The organism is Breoghania corrubedonensis, assembly GCF_003053845.1.
Lineage (GTDB): Bacteria > Pseudomonadota > Alphaproteobacteria > Rhizobiales > Stappiaceae > Breoghania > Breoghania corrubedonensis.
In genome coordinates, this window is sequence record NZ_QAYG01000001.1 from 627,460 (window position 1) to 649,685 (window position 22,226).

General features: G+C 62.8%; 15 protein-coding genes. 9 read left to right on the top strand and 6 right to left on the bottom strand.

The annotated features are described in order from the left end of the window. Positions 1-16 precede the first annotated feature (16 nt). On the top strand, positions 17-2,485 hold the full coding sequence (gene hrpB / locus C8N35_RS02755; RefSeq protein WP_107988075.1) for an ATP-dependent helicase HrpB: 2,469 nt from the start codon (positions 17-19) through the stop codon (positions 2,483-2,485). Between the two features lie 22 nt (positions 2,486-2,507). Beyond that, positions 2,508-3,005: a hypothetical protein gene (locus C8N35_RS02760; RefSeq protein ID WP_107988076.1), complete on the top strand. Its 498-nt coding sequence runs from the start codon at positions 2,508-2,510 to the stop codon at positions 3,003-3,005. Between the two features lie 77 nt (positions 3,006-3,082). Here the strand turns inward: C8N35_RS02760 and putA are convergent, their stop codons facing one another. Continuing rightward, the gene (putA, locus tag C8N35_RS02765) at positions 3,083-6,178 is read right to left on the bottom strand and encodes a bifunctional proline dehydrogenase/L-glutamate gamma-semialdehyde dehydrogenase PutA (RefSeq protein ID WP_107989036.1); all 3,096 of its coding nucleotides are present in this window, start codon (positions 6,176-6,178) and stop codon (positions 3,083-3,085) included. 134 nt (positions 6,179-6,312) lie between these two features. On the opposite strand from putA, the gene C8N35_RS02770 reads away from it, so the two are divergent. From C8N35_RS02770 to C8N35_RS02785, 4 genes are all read left to right on the top strand, one after another. Further along, positions 6,313-6,795 (top strand): Lrp/AsnC ligand binding domain-containing protein, encoded by a 483-nt coding sequence (locus C8N35_RS02770; RefSeq protein ID WP_107989037.1) that lies wholly within the window; start codon positions 6,313-6,315, stop codon positions 6,793-6,795. 119 nt (positions 6,796-6,914) lie between these two features. Continuing rightward, complete coding sequence (locus C8N35_RS02775; RefSeq protein ID WP_107988077.1) at positions 6,915-8,129, top strand: ABC transporter substrate-binding protein; 1,215 nt, start codon at positions 6,915-6,917, stop codon at positions 8,127-8,129. Then, on the top strand, positions 8,126-9,838 hold the full coding sequence (locus C8N35_RS02780) for an ABC transporter permease (protein WP_107988078.1): 1,713 nt from the start codon (positions 8,126-8,128) through the stop codon (positions 9,836-9,838). The genes C8N35_RS02775 and C8N35_RS02780 overlap by 4 nt, the downstream gene beginning before the upstream one ends. Next, complete coding sequence (locus C8N35_RS02785) at positions 9,835-10,503, top strand: ATP-binding cassette domain-containing protein (protein ID WP_107988079.1); 669 nt, start codon at positions 9,835-9,837, stop codon at positions 10,501-10,503. Before C8N35_RS02780 ends, C8N35_RS02785 begins: the two co-directional genes overlap by 4 nt. 58 nt (positions 10,504-10,561) lie before the next feature. Here the strand turns inward: C8N35_RS02785 and bfr are convergent, their stop codons facing one another. Continuing rightward, positions 10,562-11,047 (bottom strand): bacterioferritin, encoded by a 486-nt coding sequence (bfr, locus tag C8N35_RS02790; RefSeq protein ID WP_107988080.1) that lies wholly within the window; start codon positions 11,045-11,047, stop codon positions 10,562-10,564. Positions 11,048-11,585: 538 nt separating this feature from the next. On the opposite strand from bfr, the gene C8N35_RS02800 reads away from it, so the two are divergent. From C8N35_RS02800 to C8N35_RS02810, 3 genes are all read left to right on the top strand, one after another. Then, complete coding sequence (locus C8N35_RS02800; protein ID WP_107988081.1) at positions 11,586-12,347, top strand: SDR family NAD(P)-dependent oxidoreductase; 762 nt, start codon at positions 11,586-11,588, stop codon at positions 12,345-12,347. A 568-nt stretch (positions 12,348-12,915) separates the two neighbouring features. Next, positions 12,916-14,631 (top strand): methyl-accepting chemotaxis protein, encoded by a 1,716-nt coding sequence (locus C8N35_RS02805; RefSeq protein ID WP_107988082.1) that lies wholly within the window; start codon positions 12,916-12,918, stop codon positions 14,629-14,631. A 300-nt stretch (positions 14,632-14,931) separates the two neighbouring features. Then, positions 14,932-17,376 carry a methyl-accepting chemotaxis protein gene (locus C8N35_RS02810; RefSeq protein WP_107988083.1) on the top strand — a complete coding sequence of 815 codons (2,445 nt, stop codon included), beginning with the start codon at positions 14,932-14,934 and terminating at the stop codon, positions 17,374-17,376. Between the two features lie 95 nt (positions 17,377-17,471). Here the strand turns inward: C8N35_RS02810 and C8N35_RS02815 are convergent, their stop codons facing one another. The 4 genes from C8N35_RS02815 to C8N35_RS02830 all read right to left on the bottom strand — a co-directional run bounded on the left by C8N35_RS02815 (position 17,472) and on the right by C8N35_RS02830 (position 22,110). Continuing rightward, complete coding sequence (locus C8N35_RS02815) at positions 17,472-18,269, bottom strand: FAD binding domain-containing protein (protein ID WP_107988084.1); 798 nt, start codon at positions 18,267-18,269, stop codon at positions 17,472-17,474. A gap of 103 nt (positions 18,270-18,372) precedes the next feature. Next, positions 18,373-20,739 carry a xanthine dehydrogenase family protein molybdopterin-binding subunit gene (locus C8N35_RS02820; protein WP_107988085.1) on the bottom strand — a complete coding sequence of 789 codons (2,367 nt, stop codon included), beginning with the start codon at positions 20,737-20,739 and terminating at the stop codon, positions 18,373-18,375. A gap of 143 nt (positions 20,740-20,882) precedes the next feature. Continuing rightward, positions 20,883-21,374: a (2Fe-2S)-binding protein gene (locus tag C8N35_RS02825; protein WP_107988086.1), complete on the bottom strand. Its 492-nt coding sequence runs from the start codon at positions 21,372-21,374 to the stop codon at positions 20,883-20,885. Between the two features lie 79 nt (positions 21,375-21,453). Beyond that, positions 21,454-22,110, bottom strand: a complete 657-nt coding sequence (locus C8N35_RS02830) for an SRPBCC family protein (protein WP_107988087.1) — start codon at positions 22,108-22,110, stop codon at positions 21,454-21,456. Positions 22,111-22,226 lie beyond the last annotated feature (116 nt).

Below are 22,226 nucleotides of genomic sequence, written 5' to 3' on the forward strand. Positions count from 1 at the left end.
TCCGGCCCGCCAGCGCATGGACGCGTCCCTACCGGTCGAAGAAGTCCTGCCGGACCTTCTGAACGCGCTTGAAAGCGGCACGAACGCGGTTCTCGTCGCGAGCCCTGGCGCGGGCAAGACGACGCGCGTTCCGCTGGCGCTGCTTGACGCGACGTGGCGCGGCGACGGCCGCATTCTCGTTTTGGAGCCGCGCCGACTGGCGGCGCGCGCCGCCGCCCGCCGCATGGCCGCAACGCTTGGCGAGAAGGCCGGCGAGACCATCGGTTACCGGATGCGGATGGAGACGAAGGTTTCCGCACGAACCCGCATCGAGGTCATCACCGAGGGCGTCTTTTCGCGGATGATCCTCAACGAGCCCGACCTTCCCGGCGTCGCGGCCGTCCTTTTCGACGAATTCCACGAACGTAGCCTCGACGGCGACCTCGGTCTGGCGCTGGCGCTCGACGTGCAGGGTGCCTTGCGCGAGGACCTGCGCATCCTCGTCATGTCGGCAACGCTCGATGCGGCAAAGGTGGCGGCACTTCTCGGACATGCGCCTGTCGTGGAGAGCAAGGGCCGGGTGTTTCCCGTGGAGACGCGCTATCTCGGCCGGGATACGTCCAGGCGCATGGAGCAGGAAACCGTTCAGGCGGTGCGCAAGGCGCTTGCCGAGGAGACGGGCTCGATCCTTGTTTTCCTGCCCGGACAGGGAGAGATCCGCCGGGTTGCGGAGATGATTGGCGAGCGACTGCCCGCGAACGTAACGGTCGCCCCGCTCTACGGCGCCCTGACCGGTCGCGAGCAGGACACGGCGATCCAGCCAGCCCGCGACGGCATGCGCAAGGTCGTGCTGGCGACCTCCATAGCACAGACATCGCTGACCATTGAGGGCGTGCGGATCGTCATCGATACCGGTCTTGCCCGCGTGCCGCGTTACGAACCTTCAACCGGGCTTACCCGGCTCGAAACGGTGAAGGTCTCGCGCGCGTCCGCCGACCAGCGGCGCGGGCGGGCGGGACGCACGGAACCCGGCATCTGCTTTCGGCTGTGGGACGGGGCGCAGACGACGGCGCTTGCCGAACATGATCGGCCGGAAATTCTGGAAGCCGATCTTGCCCAGCTCGTCCTCGATCTGGCGCAATGGGGAGCGCGGGAACCGGATGCGCTCGCCTTCCTCGATCCACCGCCCGCGGGCGCCTGGGTCGAGGCCAAACAACTCCTCACCGACCTCGACGCCCTCGATGGGGAAGGTCGGGTGACGCACGAAGGCGAAATGCTGGCGCGCCTGCCTCTCCATCCCCGCCTCGCGCACATGGTCCATCGCGCGGCGAGCGAGGGGCGCGGAAGGCTTGCCACGGAAATTGCGGTGATCGTGTCGGAACGCGGCCTCGGCGGGACATCGTGCGATCTGCGCGAACGGTTGCGCCGGCTGCGTCGTGAAGGCGGCGCAAAGGCCAAGGAGGCCAGGGCACTGGCCACGCAATGGCTGAAGCGCATCGATGCGCGCCCCGGAGATGCAAACCAAGGTGATGGCGAGATCGAGGACGCCGGCCGTGTGCTTGCCCGCGCCTTCCCCGACCGGCTGGCGCAGGCGCGCGGTGCTCCGGGCAGTTTCCGGCTGGCCAACGGGCGCGGCGCGCAGCTTGAAGCTGCGGATGCGCTGGCGCGCGAGCCATATCTGGCCGTGGCCGAGGTGCAGGGCAGCGCGCAGCGCGCGCGGATCCTTCTGGCCGCGCCGATTTCACGCGGCGACATTGAGGAGGATTTCGGCTCCCATATCGTCACGGAGGATGAGGTGCGATTGCAGTCCGGCAGCGACGCGGTCAGCGCACGCCGTGTCCGGCGTCTGGGCAAGCTCGTCCTGAACGAAAGCCGGATCGAGGATCCCGATCCTGATCTGATTACCGGCGCCTTGCTGGAAGTCTTGCGCGGGCGCGGGGTGGAGCGGCTCGCGTGGTCAAAGGAGCAGAAAAGGCTGCGCGCACGTGTCGGATATCTCCACACCAATCTCGGCGATCCGTGGCCGGACCTGAGTGATACGGCATTGCAGGCGTCGCTCGATACGTGGCTCGCTCCCTACATGGCAGGCGCGCGGTCGTTGGCCGATATCGGTGCGGATCGCCTTGGACAGGCGCTCGGCGGATTGCTGCCCTGGGAGAAGATGGCGGAAATCGACAGGCTCGCGCCCAGCCATTTCGAGGCGCCGACGGGGTCGCGCGTGCCGATCGACTATGGTGCGGATCCGGGCCCGCGAATTTCCATCCGCGTGCAGGAACTCTTCGGGCTGGACCGGCACCCCTCCGTTGCGGGAGGACGTATTCCGCTGGTGGTGGAACTGCTCTCGCCAGCGCACCGCCCGATCCAGCTCACACGGGATCTGCCCGGTTTCTGGGCCGGGTCGTGGGCGGACGTGAAGGCGGACATGAAGGGGCGCTATCCCAAGCACCCGTGGCCGGACGATCCGGCGGCAGCGCAAGCCACCAGACGTGCGAAGCCGCGCACCTGAGAAAATTGGAGGAAGACGACCCATGCACTCGAAATGGCCGAAACGTCTGATCCTGGCGGCGGTCGTCCTGTCCGGTCTGGGTGTCGTCGCTCTTGTCGGCATGGACATGGTGCTCTCCGCACCACCGATAGAGCGGACCGACCTCGAAACCCTGCTGCCTGACACGCCGACACGCGTCGCCGATATTGTCGGGCAGACTCTCGACACCGTCTGCGTGCTGGCGCCGCATGAAAAGCGCGTGCCGGACGACGCGCGCGATGCGGCGGCGATAAACGACTTCCTGAAGACGCGCACCTATGGCGGCGACGAGACCCACTGGGCAATCGTCACCAAGGGTGCGAAAGGCTTCGCGCTCGCCCGCTTCGAACGTAGCGCGCCTCTCGATATCGCATGGGGTGACGATGCTGCCGAAATCGCGCCGGACGGTTTCCGACCCCAGCCTTGCGCACCGGGAGCAACGGCGGCGCTGATCAAGTTCGGCGGCAGTCAGGCGCGGATTATCTTCGGAGCAATCGAGTAGTCGGTGTCGCGACACCGCAACGAACAGCGGCCCGTCTCCGGCATACGGAGACGGGCCCCGCTCGACGTTTCTGATATCTACTCTTCCGCCTGCGCCAGAAGGCTGGCGTTGCCGCCGGCGGCCGCGGTGTTGATCGAGATCACCTGTTCCAGCGCGAAACGCGGCAGGTAGTTCGGCCCGCCCGCCTTGGGACCCGTGCCGGAAAGACCGGAACCCCCGAAGGGCTGGGTGCCGACGACCGCGCCGATGGTGTTACGGTTCACGTAGACATTGCCGACGGACAGCCGGTCGACCACCTGCTTCACCGTCGTGTCGATGCGGCTGTGAACGCCAAGCGTCAGGCCGTATCCGGTGGCCGCGATCTTCTCGATCACCTCGCCAAGCTTTTCCGCCTTGTACCGCACCACATGGAGAACAGGGCCAAAGACCTCGCGCTCAAGCGCTTCCGGCTTGTCCAGTTCGATGATGTGCGGCGGTATCCAGCTTCCCCCCGCCAACGACCCGGAAGGCGCCTCGCCGGAATAGCGGATGGTCTGTTCGGACCGCATGCGGTCGATATGGGTCTGGATATTGTCCCGGGCGGCCTTATCGATGACCGGCCCGACATCGGTGGATACAAGGCGCGGATCGTCCAGCCGCAACTCCGCCGCAGCACCGGCGATCATTTCCAGCATACGGTCGGCGACGCCATCCTGCAGAAAGAGCAGCCGCAGGGCCGAACAGCGCTGTCCGGCGGAGCGGAAGGCCGACATGACCACGTCGTCAGTGACCTGTTCCGGCAGCGCCGTGGCATCGACGACCATGGCATTAATGCCACCCGTTTCCGCGATCAACGGCACGATCGGCCCATCCTTGGCGGCAAGCGCGCGGTTGATCATCTGCGCCGTGCGGGTAGAGCCGGTAAAGGCGACACCGGCGATGCGGGGATCTTCGACCAGCGCGGCACCGATCGCCGGTCCGCCGGGGACCAGTTGCAGCGCATCTTGCGGAACGCCGGCCTGATGCAGAAGACGTACCGCCTCGAAGGCGACGAGCGGCGTCTGCGGTGCTGGCTTGGCGATCACGGCATTGCCGGAAACGAGGGCGGCCGTCACCTGCCCGAGAAAGATCGCAAGCGGGAAGTTCCACGGCGAGATGCACAGGAAAACGCCGCGGCCACGGAACCGGTAGCGGTTTTCTTCGCCGGTGGGGCCAGGCATGAGCGTGCCGGCCCCGAAGAGATTGCGCGCCTCGACCGCGTAATAGCGGCAGAAATCGACCGCCTCGCGGATTTCCGCGATGCCGTCCGCCTGGGTCTTGCCGGCCTCGACCGCGAGCAATGCCATCAGGCGGTCGCGGTTTTCCTCCAGAAGATCGGCCATGCGCTCAAGCGCCGCCGCGCGGCCTTCCACTGGCATGCGCGACCATGTCTTGAAACCTTCGCCAGCCGCTCCGATCGCAGAAATCGCTTCTTCAGGCGTCGCCTCGGCAACGCTGCCTGCGACCGTGCGTCCATCCATCGGCGAGAGCACCTGGCGCGGCTCGCCCGTACCGGCCTTGCCGTCGATCAGTGCGGTCGCTTGAACCATCGGGAAGGACTGTTCGGCAATACCGGCGGAAAGCGCCTCGCGCTCCCTGGCATGGCCGAATTCGACACCGGCGGCATCCTTCCGATTGCCGTAGAGCGCATGCGGCAGAACGATATGGCGATTGCGGGCGCTCCCCGTCTCGAGGAAGGCCGCCGGCCGCTTGAGCAGGTTTTCCATCGGTGTGGAGGGATTTCCGACGGCCGCAACGAATGACGAGTTGGCGCCGTTTTCCAAAAGCCGTCGGACGAGATAGGCCAGCAAATCGCGATGGCCGCCAACGGGCGCGTAGATGCGGCACGGGTGGCCGTCTTCCTCCACCACGGTCTTGAAGAGCGATTCACCCATACCGTGCAGGCGCTGGAATTCGAACCGATCCGCCGGCGTGGCGAGTTCCAAAATTTGGGCGACGGTCAAACCGTTGTGGGAGGCGAACTGGGAGTAGATGCGGTCGCGGCCGGCCAGCATTCGCTGGGCGCAGGCCATGTAGGAGAGATCGCTGGCGGCCTTGCGCGTGAAGACCGGATAATCCTCCAGCCCGCGTTCCTGCGCACGCTTGATTTCCGTATCCCAATAGGCGCCCTTGACGAGGCGCACCATCAGGCGACGGTCATAGGCGCTCGCCAGATCGTGGACGTAGCCGACCACCGCCAGCGCCCGCTTCTGGTACGCCTGAATGGCGAGGCCGAAGCCCTCCCAGTCGGCAAGCGACGGATCGGCGATCGTGGCGGCAAAGACATCAAGCGAAAGCTCCAGCCGATCGGCCTCTTCCGCATCGACCGTGAGGTTGAGATCGTGCGCCTTGGCGCTACGGGCCAATTCGATCAGCTTGGGCGTCAGCGCGGCCAGAACGGCCTCGCGGTTCGTCGCCTCGTAACGCGGATGAAGCGCCGACAGCTTGACGGAAATGCCGGGACGGTCGGGAAGAGGCCTGTCCCCTGCCCGCTTCGCGATCGCAGCAATGGCGTTGGCGTAACTCTGGAAGTAGCGTTCCGCATCGGCCGAGGTGCGTGCCCCCTCGCCCAGCATGTCGTAGGAATAACGATAGCCCTTGGCCTCCATCGAGCGGGCCCGGTCGAGGGCGTTTTCAATGGTTTCGCCCAGCACGAACTGATGCCCGAGCAACCGCATGGCCTGGCGTGTCGCCGTGCGCATCGCCGGCATGCCGAGCCGCTTGGTGAGCTGCTTCAAAATCGTCTCCGGCGTCTCGCCCGGATGAAGCAGCCGCGTGGAGATATCGAGAGCCCAGGATGAGGCGGACACGAGCCAGGTATCGGACTTGGGGCGTTGGCTGCCGAGGCGGGCGGCGAGCTTGTCCTCGATCAGCTTGTCCGCGGTCGCGGCATCGGGCACCCGCAAGAGTGCCTCGGCCAGCACCATCAGCGCCAGCCCCTCCTTGGTCGACAGGCCGTAGTCGCGCAGGAAATCCTCTACACCGCCAAGACCGGAGCGGGTGGAACGGATGGCGTCGATGTAGCGCTCCGCGGTTGCGCTGATCCGTTGCTCGGCCATGGGATCAAGCCGCGTCAACTCCTTCAGCCGTTGGACGAGCATCTCGTCATCCGGAGCATAGTCGGCGCGGAACGGGGCGGGGGCGGAATGTGACATATCGGCGCGCGCGGCCGGCTGAGACGAAAGAGTGTTCACGTTAGGGATCTCCAAACTGCTCTTCCGCTACATTAGCCGGAAGCCATTAGTGATATCCTCCAAATGTGACCATCGAATCCGGAGATTTTCTGGAAATGGACGAATTAATCGCGGTTTTCGCGGATCTCGACAAACAGGACCGAAAGATCCTTGCTCAACTCCAGGCAGATGGCCGCATCACAACGACGCAGCTTGCCGAGCGTATCGGGCTTTCTCCTACGGCAACTTCGGAACGTGTGAAGCGGCTCACGCGGGAGGGCTACATTCTCGGGTTCACCGCCCGTCTGGATGCCACACGGATCGGCCTCGGCCTGCTCGTCTTTGTGGAAGTGAAGCTCGACCGAACCACCCCGGACGTGTTCGCCGCCTTTGCCGAAGCCGTCAACAAGGTGCCCGAAGTGCTGGAATGCCATATGGTGGCTGGCGGCTTCGACTATCTGGTCAAGAGCCGTGTCGCAGACATGGCAGCTTATCGTGCATTCCTTTCGGACGTGGTGCTGAACCTGCCGGGCGTACGCGAGACCCACACCTATACGGTGATGGAAGAGGTGAAGGACACGTCGGTGCTGCCGATCTGATAGAAGGCGCAATTTGTCTCATCACCAAGCTGTGTGTTGACCTCGACCTTTCGACAAACGCAAGCAATCGATGTCGGTTGCCACACAAGCGGCCGTGTCGGACAGGAGGATCCACGCTCATGCTTCGTGCCATTTCCGCCACTTTTCTCACCTTGCTGTTGAGCGTTTGCGCAAGCCGTGCGCAAGAACCGGACCCCGGCGACTGGACGGCGCTGCTGGCGCAGGCAAAGGGTGAAACCGTCTATTTCCACGCCTGGGGCGGAGAGCCGCGCATCAATGCTTATATCGGCTGGGTGGGCGATGAGGTCGCGAAACGCTATGGCATCACCTTGAAGCAGGTCAAGGTGGACGACACGGCGAACGTGGTGAGCCGCGTCCTGGCGGAAAAGGCAGCCGGTCAAACCACGAAGGGCTCGGTTGATCTTGTCTGGATCAACGGCGAGAACTTCGCCGCGATGAAGGCCCGGGGTCTGCTCTTGAAAGACGGCTGGGCCGACAAGCTGCCGAACTGGAAATACGTGGATGTCGCAGGGAAACCCACTGTTACCAAGGATTTCACCGTTCCCACTGACGGTCTCGAAGCCCCTTGGGGGATGGCGCAGCTCGTCTTCATGTATGATACGGCGCGGACCAGCAAGCCGCCGAGATCCATGGCGGCGCTGCTCGACTGGGCAAGGGATCACCCGGGGCGCTTCACTTATCCGCAGCCACCCGATTTTCACGGCTCGACCTTCCTGAAGCAGGCTCTCTACGAACTCGCACCAGACCCGGCGCGGCTTTTATCCCCCGCAAGCGACGAGGATTTCGAGACGGTTACGGGACCTCTGTTCGCCTATCTCGACAAGCTCCACCCGCTCATGTGGCGTTCGGGCCGCGCCTTTCCACAAAACAGCAGCGCCATGCGCCAGCGTCTTGCCGACAACGAAACGGATATCGCCTTCACCTTCAATCCGGCCGGCGCATCCAATGCGATCGCCAACGGGGAGCTGCCAGATACCGTGCGCACCTACGTTCTCGACGGCGGCACGATCGGCAACACCCATTTCGTCGCCATTCCTTTCAACGCAACCGCCCCGGCCGGCGCCATGGTCGTCGCCGATTTCCTGATGTCGCCCGAAGCCCAGGCGCGCAAGCAGGATCCGGACGTGTGGGGCGACCCGACGGTGCTCGACGTTGATAGGCTGCCGGCTGCCGACAAGGCACGCTTCGACGAGCTTGATCTCGGCATCGCGACACTCGATCCGCAAGATCTCGGCGAGACGCTGCCGGAGCCGCACCCGAGCTGGATACCGAAGCTGGAACAGGCCTGGGCGACGCGCTACGGCATCGAATGAAGACCACGAACGCAGGACCGGGGATCGCGCTTCGCCTGGCACCGGCTCTCACCGTGGCGGTGTTGATCCTGCCGGTCGTGGCGGGCGTTGCCGGCGTCGCACTGCCCGCCTTCGGTTATCTGCCGGCCCTGGGCGGAGACACGTTTTCGCTCGATCCGTGGCGCGCACTCATGGCAATGCCGGGCCTGCGCCAGTCAGTCTCGCTCAGCTTCACCAGCGCGCTGGTGACGGCATTCTGTTCCTTCGCGCTGGTCCAGTTGTTTGTCGCCGCATGGAGCGGAACACGGGTCTTTTCGCTGATGCAGCGCGCATTGTCTCCGCTGCTCTCGGTTCCCCATGCTGCGGCCGCCTTCGCGCTGGCGTTCCTGTTCGCGCCTTCCGGGTGGATCATGCGGCTCCTCTCTCCCTGGGCCACAGGCTTTGATCGCCCGCCGGATGTCCTCGTCATCCACGACCCGGCTGGCCTTGCCATGATGGCAGGACTGATCGCCAAGGAGACGCCGTTCCTGTTCCTGATGACGCTCGCCGCCCTGCCCCAATTGCCCGTCCTGCGTCTCGGGCAGGTGACCTCCAGTTTCGGCTACGGACGGCTGGCCGGCTTTTTCAAGGTGATATTGCCGCTTCTCTATCCACAGATCCGCCTGCCGATCCTGGCCGTCATCGCCTACGCTTCTTCGGTCGTGGACGTGGCGATGATCCTCGGACCAACCCGTCCGGCACCGCTCGCCGTACAACTCACCCGTTGGATGAGCGACCCGGACCTTTCCCTGCGCTTCACCGCTTGCGCCGGAGCGATGCTGCAACTGGGCGTTACCGCGGCCGCAATCGCGTGCTGGCTTGCCGGTGAGCGGATCGTGGTAGCAACGGGGCGCCGATGGCTTACCGGAGGACGACGTCTTGCGCGAGACGGTGCTGCCCGGCTCGCCGTGGCTATCATGACGTTCACCCTTGTGTGCGCCATGGCACTGGGGCTGGTCGTGCTGGTTCTGTGGTCCGTTTCCGGGTTCTGGCCGTTTCCCGACGCCTTGCCGCCGACCATGACGTTGCAGAGCTGGGTGCGCGCGCTGCCGCAGGCGGCGAACTCGATCCTCACCACATTGTGGCTGGGTCTCGCGGCGGTCGCGGCAGCACTCGTTCTCACCATGGCCTGCCTTGAGCGGGAAGTGCGTACGCAACAAAAGCCCGCGCGCTCGGCTCTTGGCCTCGTCTACGTGCCACTGCTGGTGCCGCAAGTGGCGTTTCTTTTCGGTCTGCAATTCCTTCTTCTTACTGCTGGTATCGGCACGAACGCGGCGGCGCTTGCCTTCGCCCATTTCCTTTTCGTCCTGCCCTATGTCTTCCTGTCGCTCGGCGAACCGTGGCGGGCCTGGGACCCGCGTTACGGACGTGTCGCGGCGAGTTTCGGCGCACACCCCTCGCGCATCTTCTGGCGCATCCGGTTACCCATGCTGAGCGGAGCAGTGCTGACGGCCGCCACTGTCGGTTTTGCGGTCTCCGTGGGACAGTATCTGCCGACCCTGCTCATTGGCGGCGGACGGTTCTCGACGATCACCACGGAGGCGGTGGCACTCGCCTCTGGCGGCAATCGACGGCTGATTTCCGTCTACGCACTGCTTCAGACGGCTCTTCCCTTTGCCGGCTTCGCCCTTGCCCTCGCCATCCCGGCCATTCTTTTCAGAAACCGGCGCGCCATGAGGACCGGAGCTTGAACAAGCAGGAAAGCGCAGCGGATCTGGTTCTGGAAGACGTGCGGATCCTTCGCGCGGGCCAGCCGCTCATCCATATCGCCGCGAGAGTGGAACCGGGCAGCGTCCTCACCGTCATGGGAGAGAGCGGCATCGGCAAGTCGACGCTGCTTTCCTACCTTGCCGGGTTTCTGCCGCCGGACTTTTCCGGTAGCGGGCGCGTGCTGCTGGGCGGAACTGACATCACTGCGCTTCCCGCCCATGCTCGGCGGATGGGGCTTCTGTTTCAGGATGATCTGTTGTTCGCGCACATGTCGGTGATCGAGAATCTGATGTTCGCGGTCCCGCATGACGTGTCGAGGGCCGAGCGGCGGCGAAGGGCCGAGGCCGCGCTTTGCGACGTCGCGCTGGAGAACATGGAAACGCGTGACCCCGCCACGCTCTCGGGCGGACAGAGGGCACGCGTGGCCTTGATGCGGGTGCTTTTGTCGGAGCCTCGCGCACTGCTGCTGGACGAGCCGTTTTCAAGGCTCGACATGGCGCTTCGCGACCAGATCCGGGCGCTCGTCTTCGCCAAAGCTCGCGAACGGCACCTGGCCACGCTGCTCGTGACCCACGATGTTCGCGACGCGGAAGCCGCAAAGGGTCCGGTCATCACGCTTCAGGGCAGGCAAGACACGGCAAAATAGAAAACGGGCGGCCGAGGGCCGCCCGTATGAACCGATCGCCTGGGTTACAGGCGCGAGGTTACTCGGCCTCGTTCGCCGCGACCGCCTGGGTCTGCATGTAGCGTTCGACGCCAATCGCCTCGAGAAGAGCGATCTGTGTCTCGAGGTAGTCAATATGACCTTCCTCGTCGGCCATCAGGTCCTCGAACAGTTTCATCGTCACATAGTCGCCCTTGTCGTGGGCACACTCGCGCGCTTCCTTGTAGAGCGCACGGGCCGAATACTCGCCGGCCAGATCGCAGTCGAGAACTTCTCGGATGTTCTGACCAATGCGCAGCGGATCGAGGCTCTGCATGTTCGGATGGCCGCCCAGGAAGATGATGCGACCGACCAGCTTGTCGGCATGCTGCATCTCTTCGATCGATTCCTCGCGCTCCTTCTTCGCGAAGAGCGCGAATCCCCAGTCCTCTGTGAGCCGATAGTGCAGCCAGTACTGGTTGACGGCGGTCATTTCGTGCCGCAGCGCCTTGTTCAGATATTCAATGACTTCGGGTTCACCCTTCATCGGCGAGGTTCCTTTTTTTGTGGGACAGTCTGAGGGCTTGTCTTGCCGGGAGCGCCCTCCGGGGTCATCGGTTCCTCTGGATCGACGTCCCACCAGCGCGGCGCATCCGGCCTGGATCCTTGTAGTTTAGAATTATTATAACTCCGATGAATTACCTGCACAACCATGGGAAAGCAATTGCCGCATTTCGGCCGACAATTCAGCTTCTTGAAACACCCGCCCGGCGTAACGATACGGCCGGATGGATCATCACGGATTTCTGCAGCCGCTTTCTCCAAATCCTTGTCGGTCAGCACATTGCACGAACATATGATCATCGACGAAATACCTGAGGCACTTTGGAGCGTGGCGGCGTGCGATACGATGCGATAGGGTGTCGCGCTGCGCGAATGTAACCTGGCGAGATCGAATCGAACGCCACGGGAAGACCCGTACCCGCAAGATAATCCGGAGCGACCGCTTGTCGATCAGTCTCCGCCAGTCAGCCCCCAAACCGCTCTGACGTACGCGCGGCACTGCATTATACAAGGTAACCGAAATGAGCGATTCCGACAGCATGCCAGAAGCCCGCAAGACGGTTGTGCTCACCGGCGCCAGCCGAGGTATAGGCCATGCGACGGTCAAGCGCTTTTCGGCGGCCGGCTGGCGCGTGATTACCTGCTCGCGACAACCCTTTTCCGACAAATGCCCCTGGCCGATGGGCCCGGAAGACCATATTCAGGTCGACCTGTCGGATCCCGAGACGATCGACGTCGCGGTATCGGAGATCCGCGAACGACTGGAGACGGGGGAGTCGAAGCTGCACGCCCTCATCAACAATGCGGCGATCAGCCCGAAGGACAGCAACGGCGGCCGGCTGGATTCGCTTACAACGCCAATGGACATGTGGCGGGCGGTCTTTCAGGTCAACTTCTTCGCGCCGATCATGCTCGCACGCGGCCTCATGGAAGAATTGAGGGCAGCCGACGGCTCGATCGTCAACGTCACATCGATCGCCGGCATGCGCGTGCACCCATTCGCGGGCACCGCCTACGCCACGTCCAAGGCGGCGCTCGCATCGCTGACACGCGAGATGGCCGCCGACTTCGGTCCGTTCGGCATACGCGTCAACGCGATCGCACCGGGCGAAATCGATACCTCGATCCTTTCTCCAGGAACCGAAAGGCTGATCGAGCAGATACCGTTGCGCCGGCTTGGCAAACCTGACGAAGTGGCCGAGACGATCTTCTTCCTGTGCAATGCGCCAAGCTCCTATGTGACCGGCGCAGAAATCCATATCAATGGCGGCCAGCACGTCTAGAACGTATTCCAATCGTTCAGGCGGTTTCGATGGAGGAGCGCAAGGTGCCCTCGCGGGGGCAGTGGGTGCGAGCGGAATGGCGAGGAAGCAGCGCCGCACGAAATCAGCAGGAACCACAAAATGCGGCCTCTCCAATATCGCAATCACACGTATACCTGGGTAGGACAACCAATTGAGTTAAACGAACCGACCAAGCAAACGTGGCGCCTAATTGACGAAATACATCAAGGCCTAATCTACGAATATTCTGAATAAAATTTCATATCTTTATAAAAAGATATATTTAATTTGCTTATTATACGTAGAAAAGTAAGAGAAATTGAACTCTACCAATCATCTTGCAAATTTTTCTTGCATAAAATTCTGCAATAAGTATTTTAAATCGACTGATTTTTATTATTTATCAGATTTCTTGGAAAAATCTCAAAATATCTATAAATCGACGAGATTCAGAAATTGTAAAAATTATAATATTACTTTCTGTTAATATGAGATTTACCGTTCATAACATCAAACTATCCGGGAATAAAGCCAACAACAATTTTCGTTGTAGCCGGAGCCACACATTATGAAGATCAACTCAAGTCGACTGGGCCTCGTCGCGGCCATGACGACGATGTCGACAATCCTACTGACCGCGGCACTCGCGATCGTCGGCTTCGTTGTCTATTCCACTGTCGCCAACCAGGTTGCCAACGAGGCGACCGCACGGCAGAATACCTCGTTGCGCATTGCCGCAACGATATTTGAACGCGACATCGAAGGCGCCAAGGTGACCTGGGCGCGCGACGACAATGTGAAGCGGATCGTCGTCTCCGGACCGTTGTCTTTCGACGATAACAAGATGATCGACACGATCGGCCGGATGACGGGCGAAACAACGACGGTCTTTGCGTGGGATCCCGATAGCCGTGACTTCTGGCGGCGGACCACCAATATCGTGAAGCCGGACGGAAGCCGGGCTGTAGGCACGCCGCTCGGCCAGAACGGCGCTGTCTATGCGGTAATCGCCCGCGGCGAGGCCTATCGTGGGGAAGCCACCATCCTTGGCCAGCCGTACTATACGATCTACCAGCCGATCTTCTCATCCACGGGCGAGCCCGTCGGCATTCTCTATGCTGGTGTGCGCAAGGCACAGATCGCGGCGGTCATCAACAAGATGCTGACATCTCTCGCCGTTGCTTTCGTGTTGATCCTCGCGGTCGCGGTTGCGGCCACGCTGGTGCTGACCCGCAAGATGCTGCGGCCACTGACAGATCTCGCTGGCATCACGCGGCGGATCGCCGCTGACGACCTGAAAGCCTCCGTTCCGTATATCGAGCGCGGCGACGAGGTGGGAGAAATGGCCAAGGCCGTGGAGACCCTCAAGAAGCGCAACCAGGAACGCCATGAGTTGGAGGCAGCCCGGGACAAAGAGCGTGCCGCCCGGGAAGAGCGGGTACAAAAGACCGAGACGCGCATCGCGGGGTTCCGCGACACCGTGCAAGCGCTGATCCAGTCGGTCGAGGATACGGCGAAAGGCCTTGAGGCAACGGCTCGCTCGCTTACCGATATCGCCGGAGAAAGCGCCGCACGCGCGCACGAAACCGCAACTGCGAGCGAAGAAGCCACCGGCAATGTGGAGACCGTCGCCTCCGCCGCCGAAGAACTGGCCACATCCATCACCGAAATCAGCCGCCAGGTGAGCCACACAAAGGATATCGTCGGACAGGCGACAGAAGGCGCCGCCGCAACCAACGCCAAAGTGTCGTCGCTTGCCGATGCCGCTCACAAGATCGGCGAGGTGATCGGCCTCATTCAAGATATTGCGGAACAGACGAACCTTCTCGCGCTCAATGCCACTATCGAGGCGGCACGCGCGGGGGAGGCCGGCAAGGGGTTTGCCGTCGTTGCCGCAGAAGTAAAGGAGCTTGCGACCCAGACCTCCAAGGCGACAGAGGAAATCAGTGCGCAGATCACCGCCATCCAGGACTCAACGCAGGATGCGGCGAAAGCTATCAAGGAAATCACCCGGACGATGGATGATGTGAACAGCTACACATCGGCCATTGCCGCTGCGGTGGAACAGCAGGGCAGCGCGACCACGGAAATCTCCCGCAACGTCCAGGGAGCTGCGCGCGGCACCGTCGCTGTCACCGGAAACATGGAGAGGTTGTCCGCCTCCGTCACCAGCACCAATGCGTCGGCAGAGACCGTGTTGAAGGCCTCCTCGGAAGTCGCCGACAAGACCGAGCAGCTTCGGCTGGAGATCAACACATTCCTGACGGAAGTGAACGCGGCCTGAGGGTCGGCTCATCCTTGCAACGCTGCGTGACCGACCCCTTGCCGGGGGCCGGCCACGGACGGCATCGGCAAATAGCTGCCCGGACATTGTATTTTCCGCATCAACCCGAGATGCCGGCCACTTGCCGTGTCGCGCGGCAGCGCGCAATACGGAGTGTCACCGTTTACCTGCACGGCCAGTCCAATGGGTACCTTCACGTAGAGACCTTCGGCACAAGACATCTAAATCCGATATATTTACTTAATATTCTTCTTTATCTCCCATCGTCTGCCAGATTATTGGTTATTTCGCAGGGCGGATATGGCGAAAAAGAGCGGCTTTCTCTTGGACCTGTCGATTGGCGCCAAGATCAGTGGGGGGTTCGCCCTTGTCCTGGTCCTTGCCGTCACCATCGGCCTCAGCGGCATTCTGGCGATCATGTCACTGAACGACCGGATGGCATTGACCACGGCTTCCACGAACGTGGTCAACCAGCTCCAGAAAGTTTCCGCCGCGCGCGAAAGTTACATGCAGCAGCGAACAACGGAAGCGCGTGCAACGGTGGATAGCGAGACCGCCGAACTGGAGCGCAGGCTTGCGGGAATGGCTGACACTGCGGACAACAAGAACGAGACGGACAGTATCGTAAATGCGGGACAGTCCGTGACATCGCTCGCCCAGGGCTTCGCGGATCTGTCTCAACTCCTCGAGAAACAAAGCGCAACGCTGGCCAAGTTTCTCGCGGACTCCGGTACGCTCGGCACATCCGCGAAGGATTTCAGCCAGTCCATCCAGCAGATTCGGACCGATACGAGCCGGGAACTGAGCAAGAACCAGGCTGAACTGCAGCGCATCGACACGCTCGCACGGCTCACGTCCCAGATCATCGAACAGCTTCTCATCGTCCAGAGCCGTTTCTCAGGCAGCAGTTCCGGCAACACGACGAAGCAGGCGCTTGCCGAGTCCGAGGCATTCGCACCGCTCGCGAAACAGCTCACGGGCGCCGGCAGTGGCGGCCCCCAGGAGGCCGCCACTGCGGAAATGGCCGAAAAGCTCACCAGCTATCGTTCAAACATCGTGGAGCTCTCCGGGACAACGGACTTCGCCACGCTTTACGGGCTGGAGGCCGCGGTCAGGACATCGGGGAGCGAGGCGCTCGATTTTGCCAACACCCTGCGCAAGACGGTTTACGACCTGGTCGATGCCGAGCGCCGGCGTTTTGAACAGATTGGTGCCAGGGATGAGCAATTTACCAGGCTCGCCAATGCCGCGACTTTCATCCTCACCCAGGCACTGACGGCCGAGGCAGCGTTTTACGCGTTCGTCAGCAACCGGGATGACATGACCGGCGAAGATGCCCTTGCCACGCTCGGCGCCCTCAAGGCCGCCAACGACGCGATGTCGCTTGAGCTGCTGAGCCTTCCCCCACAGGTCCCTGAAACGACAGAGCTGCGCGCCTCGCTCGACCAACTCGAACTGCGGGTGGCCGACATGCAAGGCTCCTTCGAGACGCTGATCCCCCTGCGCAACACCCTTGCCGAACAAAGTGCGGCCCTCGACCGTCTCTCGCTGGAGGTGCGCAAAGGCATCGCCGATATAGCAAGTGAAGAAAGCCTGGCGGCCACCGAAGCAGGCAACGCAGCTCTTTGGCAGATCGCCGGCACACTCATCTTCGCCGTTCTGGTCGCAAGCACCGTCGCTTTCGTGCTCTCGCGCTCGATCGCCCGTCCGACCCGCACGCTGACCCGAACCATGGAACGCCTTGCGGACGGAGACACCGACGTCGAGATCGTCGGAGCCGAACGAGAGGACGAAATCGGCGGCATGAGTCGTGCGGTTCAGATCTTCCGCGACAATGCGGTGGAACGTCGACGTCTAGAACAGGCGAAGGCAACCGAGGAACACGCGGAAGCCGAACGGCGCCAGCATGTCGAGGCACTGATCTCAAGCTTTCGCGCGGAGGTCCAGGAGTTGTTGCAGTCCGTATCGGGCAGCATCAACACGTTGTCCGCAACCGCAACCGACCTTTCCGACATCGCGCAGAACGCATCGGAACGCACATCGCACGCCGCCAATGCCTCCAGCGGAGCCTCCCAGAACGTTCAGACGGTGGCAAGCGCGGCGGAGGAACTGGCGTCCTCGATCGCAGAGATCGGCCGCCAAATCAGCATGACGACGGAAGTCGTCGGCAGAGCGACCTCGGGTACCCAGCAAACAAACGGCAAGATCGCCTCCTTGGCTGAATCGGCACACAAGATCGGCGAAGTTATCGGGCTGATCCAGGATATCGCGGAGCAAACGAACCTTCTCGCCCTCAATGCCACCATCGAGGCGGCGCGCGCGGGCGAGGCCGGCAAGGGCTTCGCCGTCGTGGCGGCGGAAGTGAAGGAGCTGGCGACACAGACCTCCAAGGCGACGGAGGAAATCAGCGCCCAGATTACCGGCATCCAGGGTTCGACCGACGAGGCCGTTACCGCGATCCAGCAGATCGCGGAGACGATGGAAGAGGTGAACAGCTACACCTCGGCGATCGCCGCCGCCGTCGAACAGCAGGGATCGGCAACGACAGAAATCAGCCGCAGCGTCCAGGATGCGACGCGCGACACCAGTTCGGTCAGCGCCGAAATGGCAAGCCTCACCGAGGTTGTCGGCAAGACGACGCATTCGGCCCAGTCGGTGCACGTTTCCAGCGCCGACGTTTCGCAGAAGACGGAACACCTGCGCGAACAGATCGACAGGTTCCTCAAGGACGTGACCGCGGCCTGAGAAGCCGCCGCCCTCATGCGAACCCGCAATCGATAAAACAAGGGGTGGATCCAATCCGCCCCTTGTCATTTTCGCACCGTCGGCGTTCGCAGCTATCAGGCGGCAGCGACCGCGCGCTTGGCCATAACGGTGACCAGATTCGCGCGGTATTCCGCCGACCCATGAATGTCACCGAGCAGCCCCGACGCATCGACAGCGATGCCGGCGACCGCCTCCGGCGACCAGTTGGAGGCGAGAGCGCTTTCCATTTCCGGAATGCGGAAGACACCATCCGCTCCCGCACCCGTTGCGGCGACACGCACCGACCCGTCGGCAAATTTCGCCACGAAGACGCCGGCCATGGCATAGCGCGATGCGGGGTTCGGAAATTTCGAATAGGCCGACTTCGCCGGAACCGGCACACGCACGGCGGTGACAATCTCGTCTTCTTCGAGCGCCGTCTCGAACAAACCCGCGAAGAACTCGTCCGCGGCGATCTCGCGCTTGTTCGTGACGATGGTCGCGCCCAGCGCCAGCATGCCGGCCGGGTAGTCAGCGGCCGGATCGTTGTTGGCGATGGAACCGCCGATCGTGCCGCGATGGCGCACATGCGGATCGCCGATCTTGCCGGCAAGCGCGGCAAGCCCGGGAATATCGGCCTTCAGGCCCGCATCGCCGGCGACGTCAGCGTGGCGGGTGCCCGCTTTGATGACATAAGCGTCGCCCGACTTCTCGATGCCGCGCAGGGCTTCGATGCGTGAGATGTCGACCACGTCGGTCGGTGCGGCAAGACGCTGCTTCATGGTCGGAATGAGGGTCTGGCCCCCGGCAAGCACCTTGGCCTCGTCATTGCCGGCAAGGAGGCCCGCCGCCTCGTCGACACTGCCGGCGCGATGGTAGTTGGTCGCGTACATGGATGTCCCTTCCCGTTTCGGCCTCGCCTTTTCGGACAGGCCGGGAATTCAACAATGACTCCGGCCCGAACTGTTTCCGGGCCGGAGAAGAACGTCGGTTGCCTTACTCGGCCGCCATCGGCGCGCGCGCGGCCTGGGCCAGACGCCAGACCTTTTCCGCCGTCGCCGGCATGGAGAGATCCTCCGTGCCCAGCGCATCGGTGAGCGCGTTGATCAGCGCTGGCGGAGAGCCGATGGCACCAGCCTCGCCACAGCCCTTGATGCCGAGCGGATTGCCAGGGCAGATCGTTTCCGTCGTCATCACCTTGAAAGACGGCAGATCGTCGGCACGCGGCATGCAGTAGTCCTGGAAGGAGGCCGTGGTGAGCTGACCAGAATCCGCGTCGTAGACGCAGCCTTCCAGCAGCGCCTGGCCGATGCCTTGCGCCAGCCCGCCGTGAACCTGTCCCTCGACGATCATCGGGTTGATGATCCGGCCGAAATCGTCGGCGGCGACGAAGTTGACGACCTCCGTCTTGCCGGTGTCGGGATCGATCTCGACCTCGCAGATGTAGCAACCGGCGGGGAAGGTGAAGTTGGTGGGATCGTAGAAAGCCCCCTCCTTCAGCCCCGGCTCCATACCATCGGGCAGGTTGTGCGCGGTATAGGCGGCGAGTGCCACCTCGGTCATGGAGAGCTGCTTGTCGGTGCCCGCGACCTTGAAGGCGCCGCCTTCCACGACGATGTCGGTCTCGGCCGCTTCCATCAGGTGGGCGGCGATCTTCTTGGCCTTGGCCTCGACCTTGTCGAGCGCCTTGGAGATCGCCGACATGCCGACGGCACCGGAGCGCGAGCCGTAGGTGCCCATGCCGAACTGCACCTTGTCGGTGTCGCCGTGAACGATCTGCACCGTGTCGATACCGACGCCGAGGCGTTCGGCTACGAGCTGGGCGAACGTCGTCTCATGGCCCTGGCCATGGCTGTGCGAGCCGGTGAGCACCTCGATGGTGCCGACGGGATTGACCCGCACTTCCGCCGATTCCCACAAACCGACGCCAGCGCCGAGCGAGCCGACCGCCTTGGAGGGAGCGATGCCGCAGGCCTCAATGTAGCAGGAGACACCGATGCCGCGCAGCTTGCCGCGCGAGGCTGCTTCCGCCTTGCGGGCCGGGAAGCCGGCATAGTCGATCGCGTCCTGCGCCGCGCGCACGGAAGCGTCGTAGTCGCCGGCATCGTAGCACATGATCACCGGCGTCTGGTGCGGGAACTCGGTGACGAAGTTCTTGCGGCGAAGCTCGATCGGATCGAGCCCGAGTTCGCGCGCCGCGACCTCCATGATGCGTTCCACCACATAGGTCGCTTCCGGACGGCCGGCACCGCGATAGGCATCGACCGGCGTGGTGTTGGTATAGACCGTCTTCACGTTGGCGTAGATCGCCGGCATGGCGTACTGGCCGGACAGCAGCGTCGCATAAAGGTAGGTCGGCACGGCGGAGGAGAACAGCGACATGTAGGCGCCGAGATTGGCCGTCGTGTTGACCCGGAAACCGGTGATCCGGTTGTCCGCGTCAAACGCCAGTTCCGCCGTCGTCGTGTGGTCGCGTCCATGGGCATCGGTGAGGAATGCCTCGGTACGGTCGGAAACCCACTTGACGGGCCGGCCCACCTTCTTCGCCGCCCACAGGCAGGCGACCTCTTCCGGGTAGACGTAGATCTTGGAGCCAAAACCGCCGCCGACATCGGGGGCGATGACACGCAGTTTGTGTTCGGGCGCGATATTGTAGAAGGCCGACAAGACAAGCCGCGCGGTGTGCGGGTTCTGAGAGGTCGTCCAGAGAGTGAAGTGCTCCTCCGCTCCGTCGTAATCGGCCACGGCCGCGCGCGGCTCCATCGGATTGGGTACGAGGCGGTTGTTGGTGATGTCGATCTTCGTGACATGCGCCGCGTTTTCAATCGCCGCATCAGTCGCGGCCTGATCGCCGATCTCCCAGTCGTAAATCAGGTTGCCCGCGCACTCGGGATGGATCTGGGGAGCCCCGGGGGCAAGCGCCTCGGCGGTCGTCGTCACCGCCGGCAGTTCCTCCCAGTCCACCATCACCGCCTCGGCCGCATCGCGCGCCTGGGCGTACGTATCCGCGACCACCATGGCGACCGCCTGACCGACGAAGCGCACCGTATCGGTGGCGAGCGCCGACCAGGCGCCCATCTTCATCGGCGTGCCGTCCTTGGAGTGGATCATCCAGCCGCAGATGAGGTTGCCGATCCCGTCGGCGACGAGTTCGTCGCCCCTCAAGACCGCATCGACACCGGGCATCTCCATCGCCGCGGACGCATCGATATTCTGGATCTTCGCATGAGCATAAGGACTGCGCACGAAGGCCACAAAGCCCATGCGCGGCAGCGTCATGTCATCGGTATAACGCCCCTTGCCCGTGATAAAACGCTTGTCTTCCTTGCGCGGCACGCGCGCACCGATGCCGTCAACTCCCATTTCGTCCTCCCTGGGATGCCACTCCTTTGCGGAGTTTCTCCCTGTTGAAACGTCAATTTGTCCGGAGCTCGTTCTGGGAGCTTTTCTCGGACGAAAATCACTCGAACGACGCGGGGTCGCTCGTCGGCAATCGCGGTTTTCGGCTATTCGGCGGCCGTCGCGACGGAGCCGGACATCTCATCGGCGGCCGCCTTGATGGCCTTGACGATGTTGTGGTAGCCGGTGCAGCGACAGATATTGCCCTCAAGCTCGTGCCGGATGGTCGCCTCGTCGAGCTTGCCGCCGTGACGCTCGATCATGTCGACCGCGGCCATGATCATGCCCGGCGTGCAGAAGCCGCACTGAAGGCCGTGATGCTCGCGGAACGCGGCCTGCACGGGGTGAAGCTGATCCCCTCTGGCCAGCCCTTCGATGGTGGTAACCGTGCATCCATCGGCTTGCGCGGCCAGCATGGTGCAGGATTTCACAGCCTTGCCATCGACATGCACCACACAGGCGCCGCATTGCGAGGTGTCGCAACCGATATGCGTGCCGGTGAGCCCCAGCCCCTCGCGCAGGAAATGCGAAAGCAGCGTGCGGCCTTCGATCTCGCCCGTCACGGTCTTGCCGTTCACGGTCATGGAAACCGTCGCCATTAAAATTCCTCCCGTTTCTTCATCAATGGCCGATGGCATCGCAACCCCGACGTGGCAATTGCGACGCTCCGGCTATCCTTCACATATTCGCAATCAGAATGATGACGATCAACACGGCGAGACCGATCAAGCCCCACACCATGGGGCCTCCAAACGTGCCCTTGCCGGCCTCCACTTCCAGCCGCTCCTCCGCGTCGCGAACCGCATCCTCCATCGCGTTTTCCGCGTCCGCGGTGGCGCCGGCGATCGAATGTTCGCCTTCCCCCATCACCTCTTGCGAGGTAGCGCCCGCCCCGGCACCACCGAGGCTCTGGGAGAAATTGCCGAAGAATTCGTCGGCCATCTTGCGCGCCGTTGAATCGATCAGGCGGGATCCGAGCTGGGCGAGCTTGCCACCAACCTGGGCATGGGCCTCGTATGTAAGGACCGTTTCCTCACCGGCATCGGCCAGATGCACATCAGCGCCGCCCTTGGCAAATCCCGCGACCCCGCCCTTTCCTTCACCGACGATGGTGTAGCTCTCAGGCGCATTGATGTTCTCGAACTTGACCTCGCCCTTGAACTTGGCCTTCACGGGACCGACTTTCGTCGTCACGGCCGCAGCCATTTCGTTTTCGCCGGTCTTCTCCAGGCTGTCGCAACCGGGAATGCAGGCTTTAAGGATCTGCGGATCGTTGAGCGCTTCCCAGACCTTCTGGCGCGGTGCCGGGATGCGATATTCCCCCTTCATGTCCATTGCGGACGTACTCCTCCAACGAGATCTTTCGGCGACCGGCTCGCAACAATTCGACCATTTGGCCGAAAGTTCAATCATGCCAAGGTGCTATGATCGCGGACATCGGACGCGGCCCA

Excerpts from the sequence above, each read along its gene's own strand:
- hrpB (WP_107988075.1), top strand. The coding sequence starts at position 17 with ATGGACGCGTCCCTACCGGTCGAAGAAGTCCTGCCGGACCTTCTGAAC.
- C8N35_RS02760 (WP_107988076.1), top strand. The coding sequence starts at position 2,508 with ATGCACTCGAAATGGCCGAAACGTCTGATCCTGGCGGCGGTCGTCCTG.
- putA (WP_107989036.1), bottom strand. The coding sequence starts at position 6,178 with ATGTCACATTCCGCCCCCGCCCCGTTCCGCGCCGACTATGCTCCGGAT.
- C8N35_RS02770 (WP_107989037.1), top strand. The coding sequence starts at position 6,313 with ATGGACGAATTAATCGCGGTTTTCGCGGATCTCGACAAACAGGACCGA.
- C8N35_RS02775 (WP_107988077.1), top strand. The coding sequence starts at position 6,915 with ATGCTTCGTGCCATTTCCGCCACTTTTCTCACCTTGCTGTTGAGCGTT.
- C8N35_RS02780 (WP_107988078.1), top strand. The coding sequence starts at position 8,126 with ATGAAGACCACGAACGCAGGACCGGGGATCGCGCTTCGCCTGGCACCG.
- bfr (WP_107988080.1), bottom strand. The coding sequence starts at position 11,047 with ATGAAGGGTGAACCCGAAGTCATTGAATATCTGAACAAGGCGCTGCGG.
- C8N35_RS02800 (WP_107988081.1), top strand. The coding sequence starts at position 11,586 with ATGAGCGATTCCGACAGCATGCCAGAAGCCCGCAAGACGGTTGTGCTC.
- C8N35_RS02805 (WP_107988082.1), top strand. The coding sequence starts at position 12,916 with ATGAAGATCAACTCAAGTCGACTGGGCCTCGTCGCGGCCATGACGACG.
- C8N35_RS02810 (WP_107988083.1), top strand. The coding sequence starts at position 14,932 with ATGGCGAAAAAGAGCGGCTTTCTCTTGGACCTGTCGATTGGCGCCAAG.
- C8N35_RS02815 (WP_107988084.1), bottom strand. The coding sequence starts at position 18,269 with ATGTACGCGACCAACTACCATCGCGCCGGCAGTGTCGACGAGGCGGCG.
- C8N35_RS02820 (WP_107988085.1), bottom strand. The coding sequence starts at position 20,739 with ATGGGAGTTGACGGCATCGGTGCGCGCGTGCCGCGCAAGGAAGACAAG.
- C8N35_RS02825 (WP_107988086.1), bottom strand. The coding sequence starts at position 21,374 with ATGGCGACGGTTTCCATGACCGTGAACGGCAAGACCGTGACGGGCGAG.
- C8N35_RS02830 (WP_107988087.1), bottom strand. The coding sequence starts at position 22,110 with ATGGACATGAAGGGGGAATATCGCATCCCGGCACCGCGCCAGAAGGTC.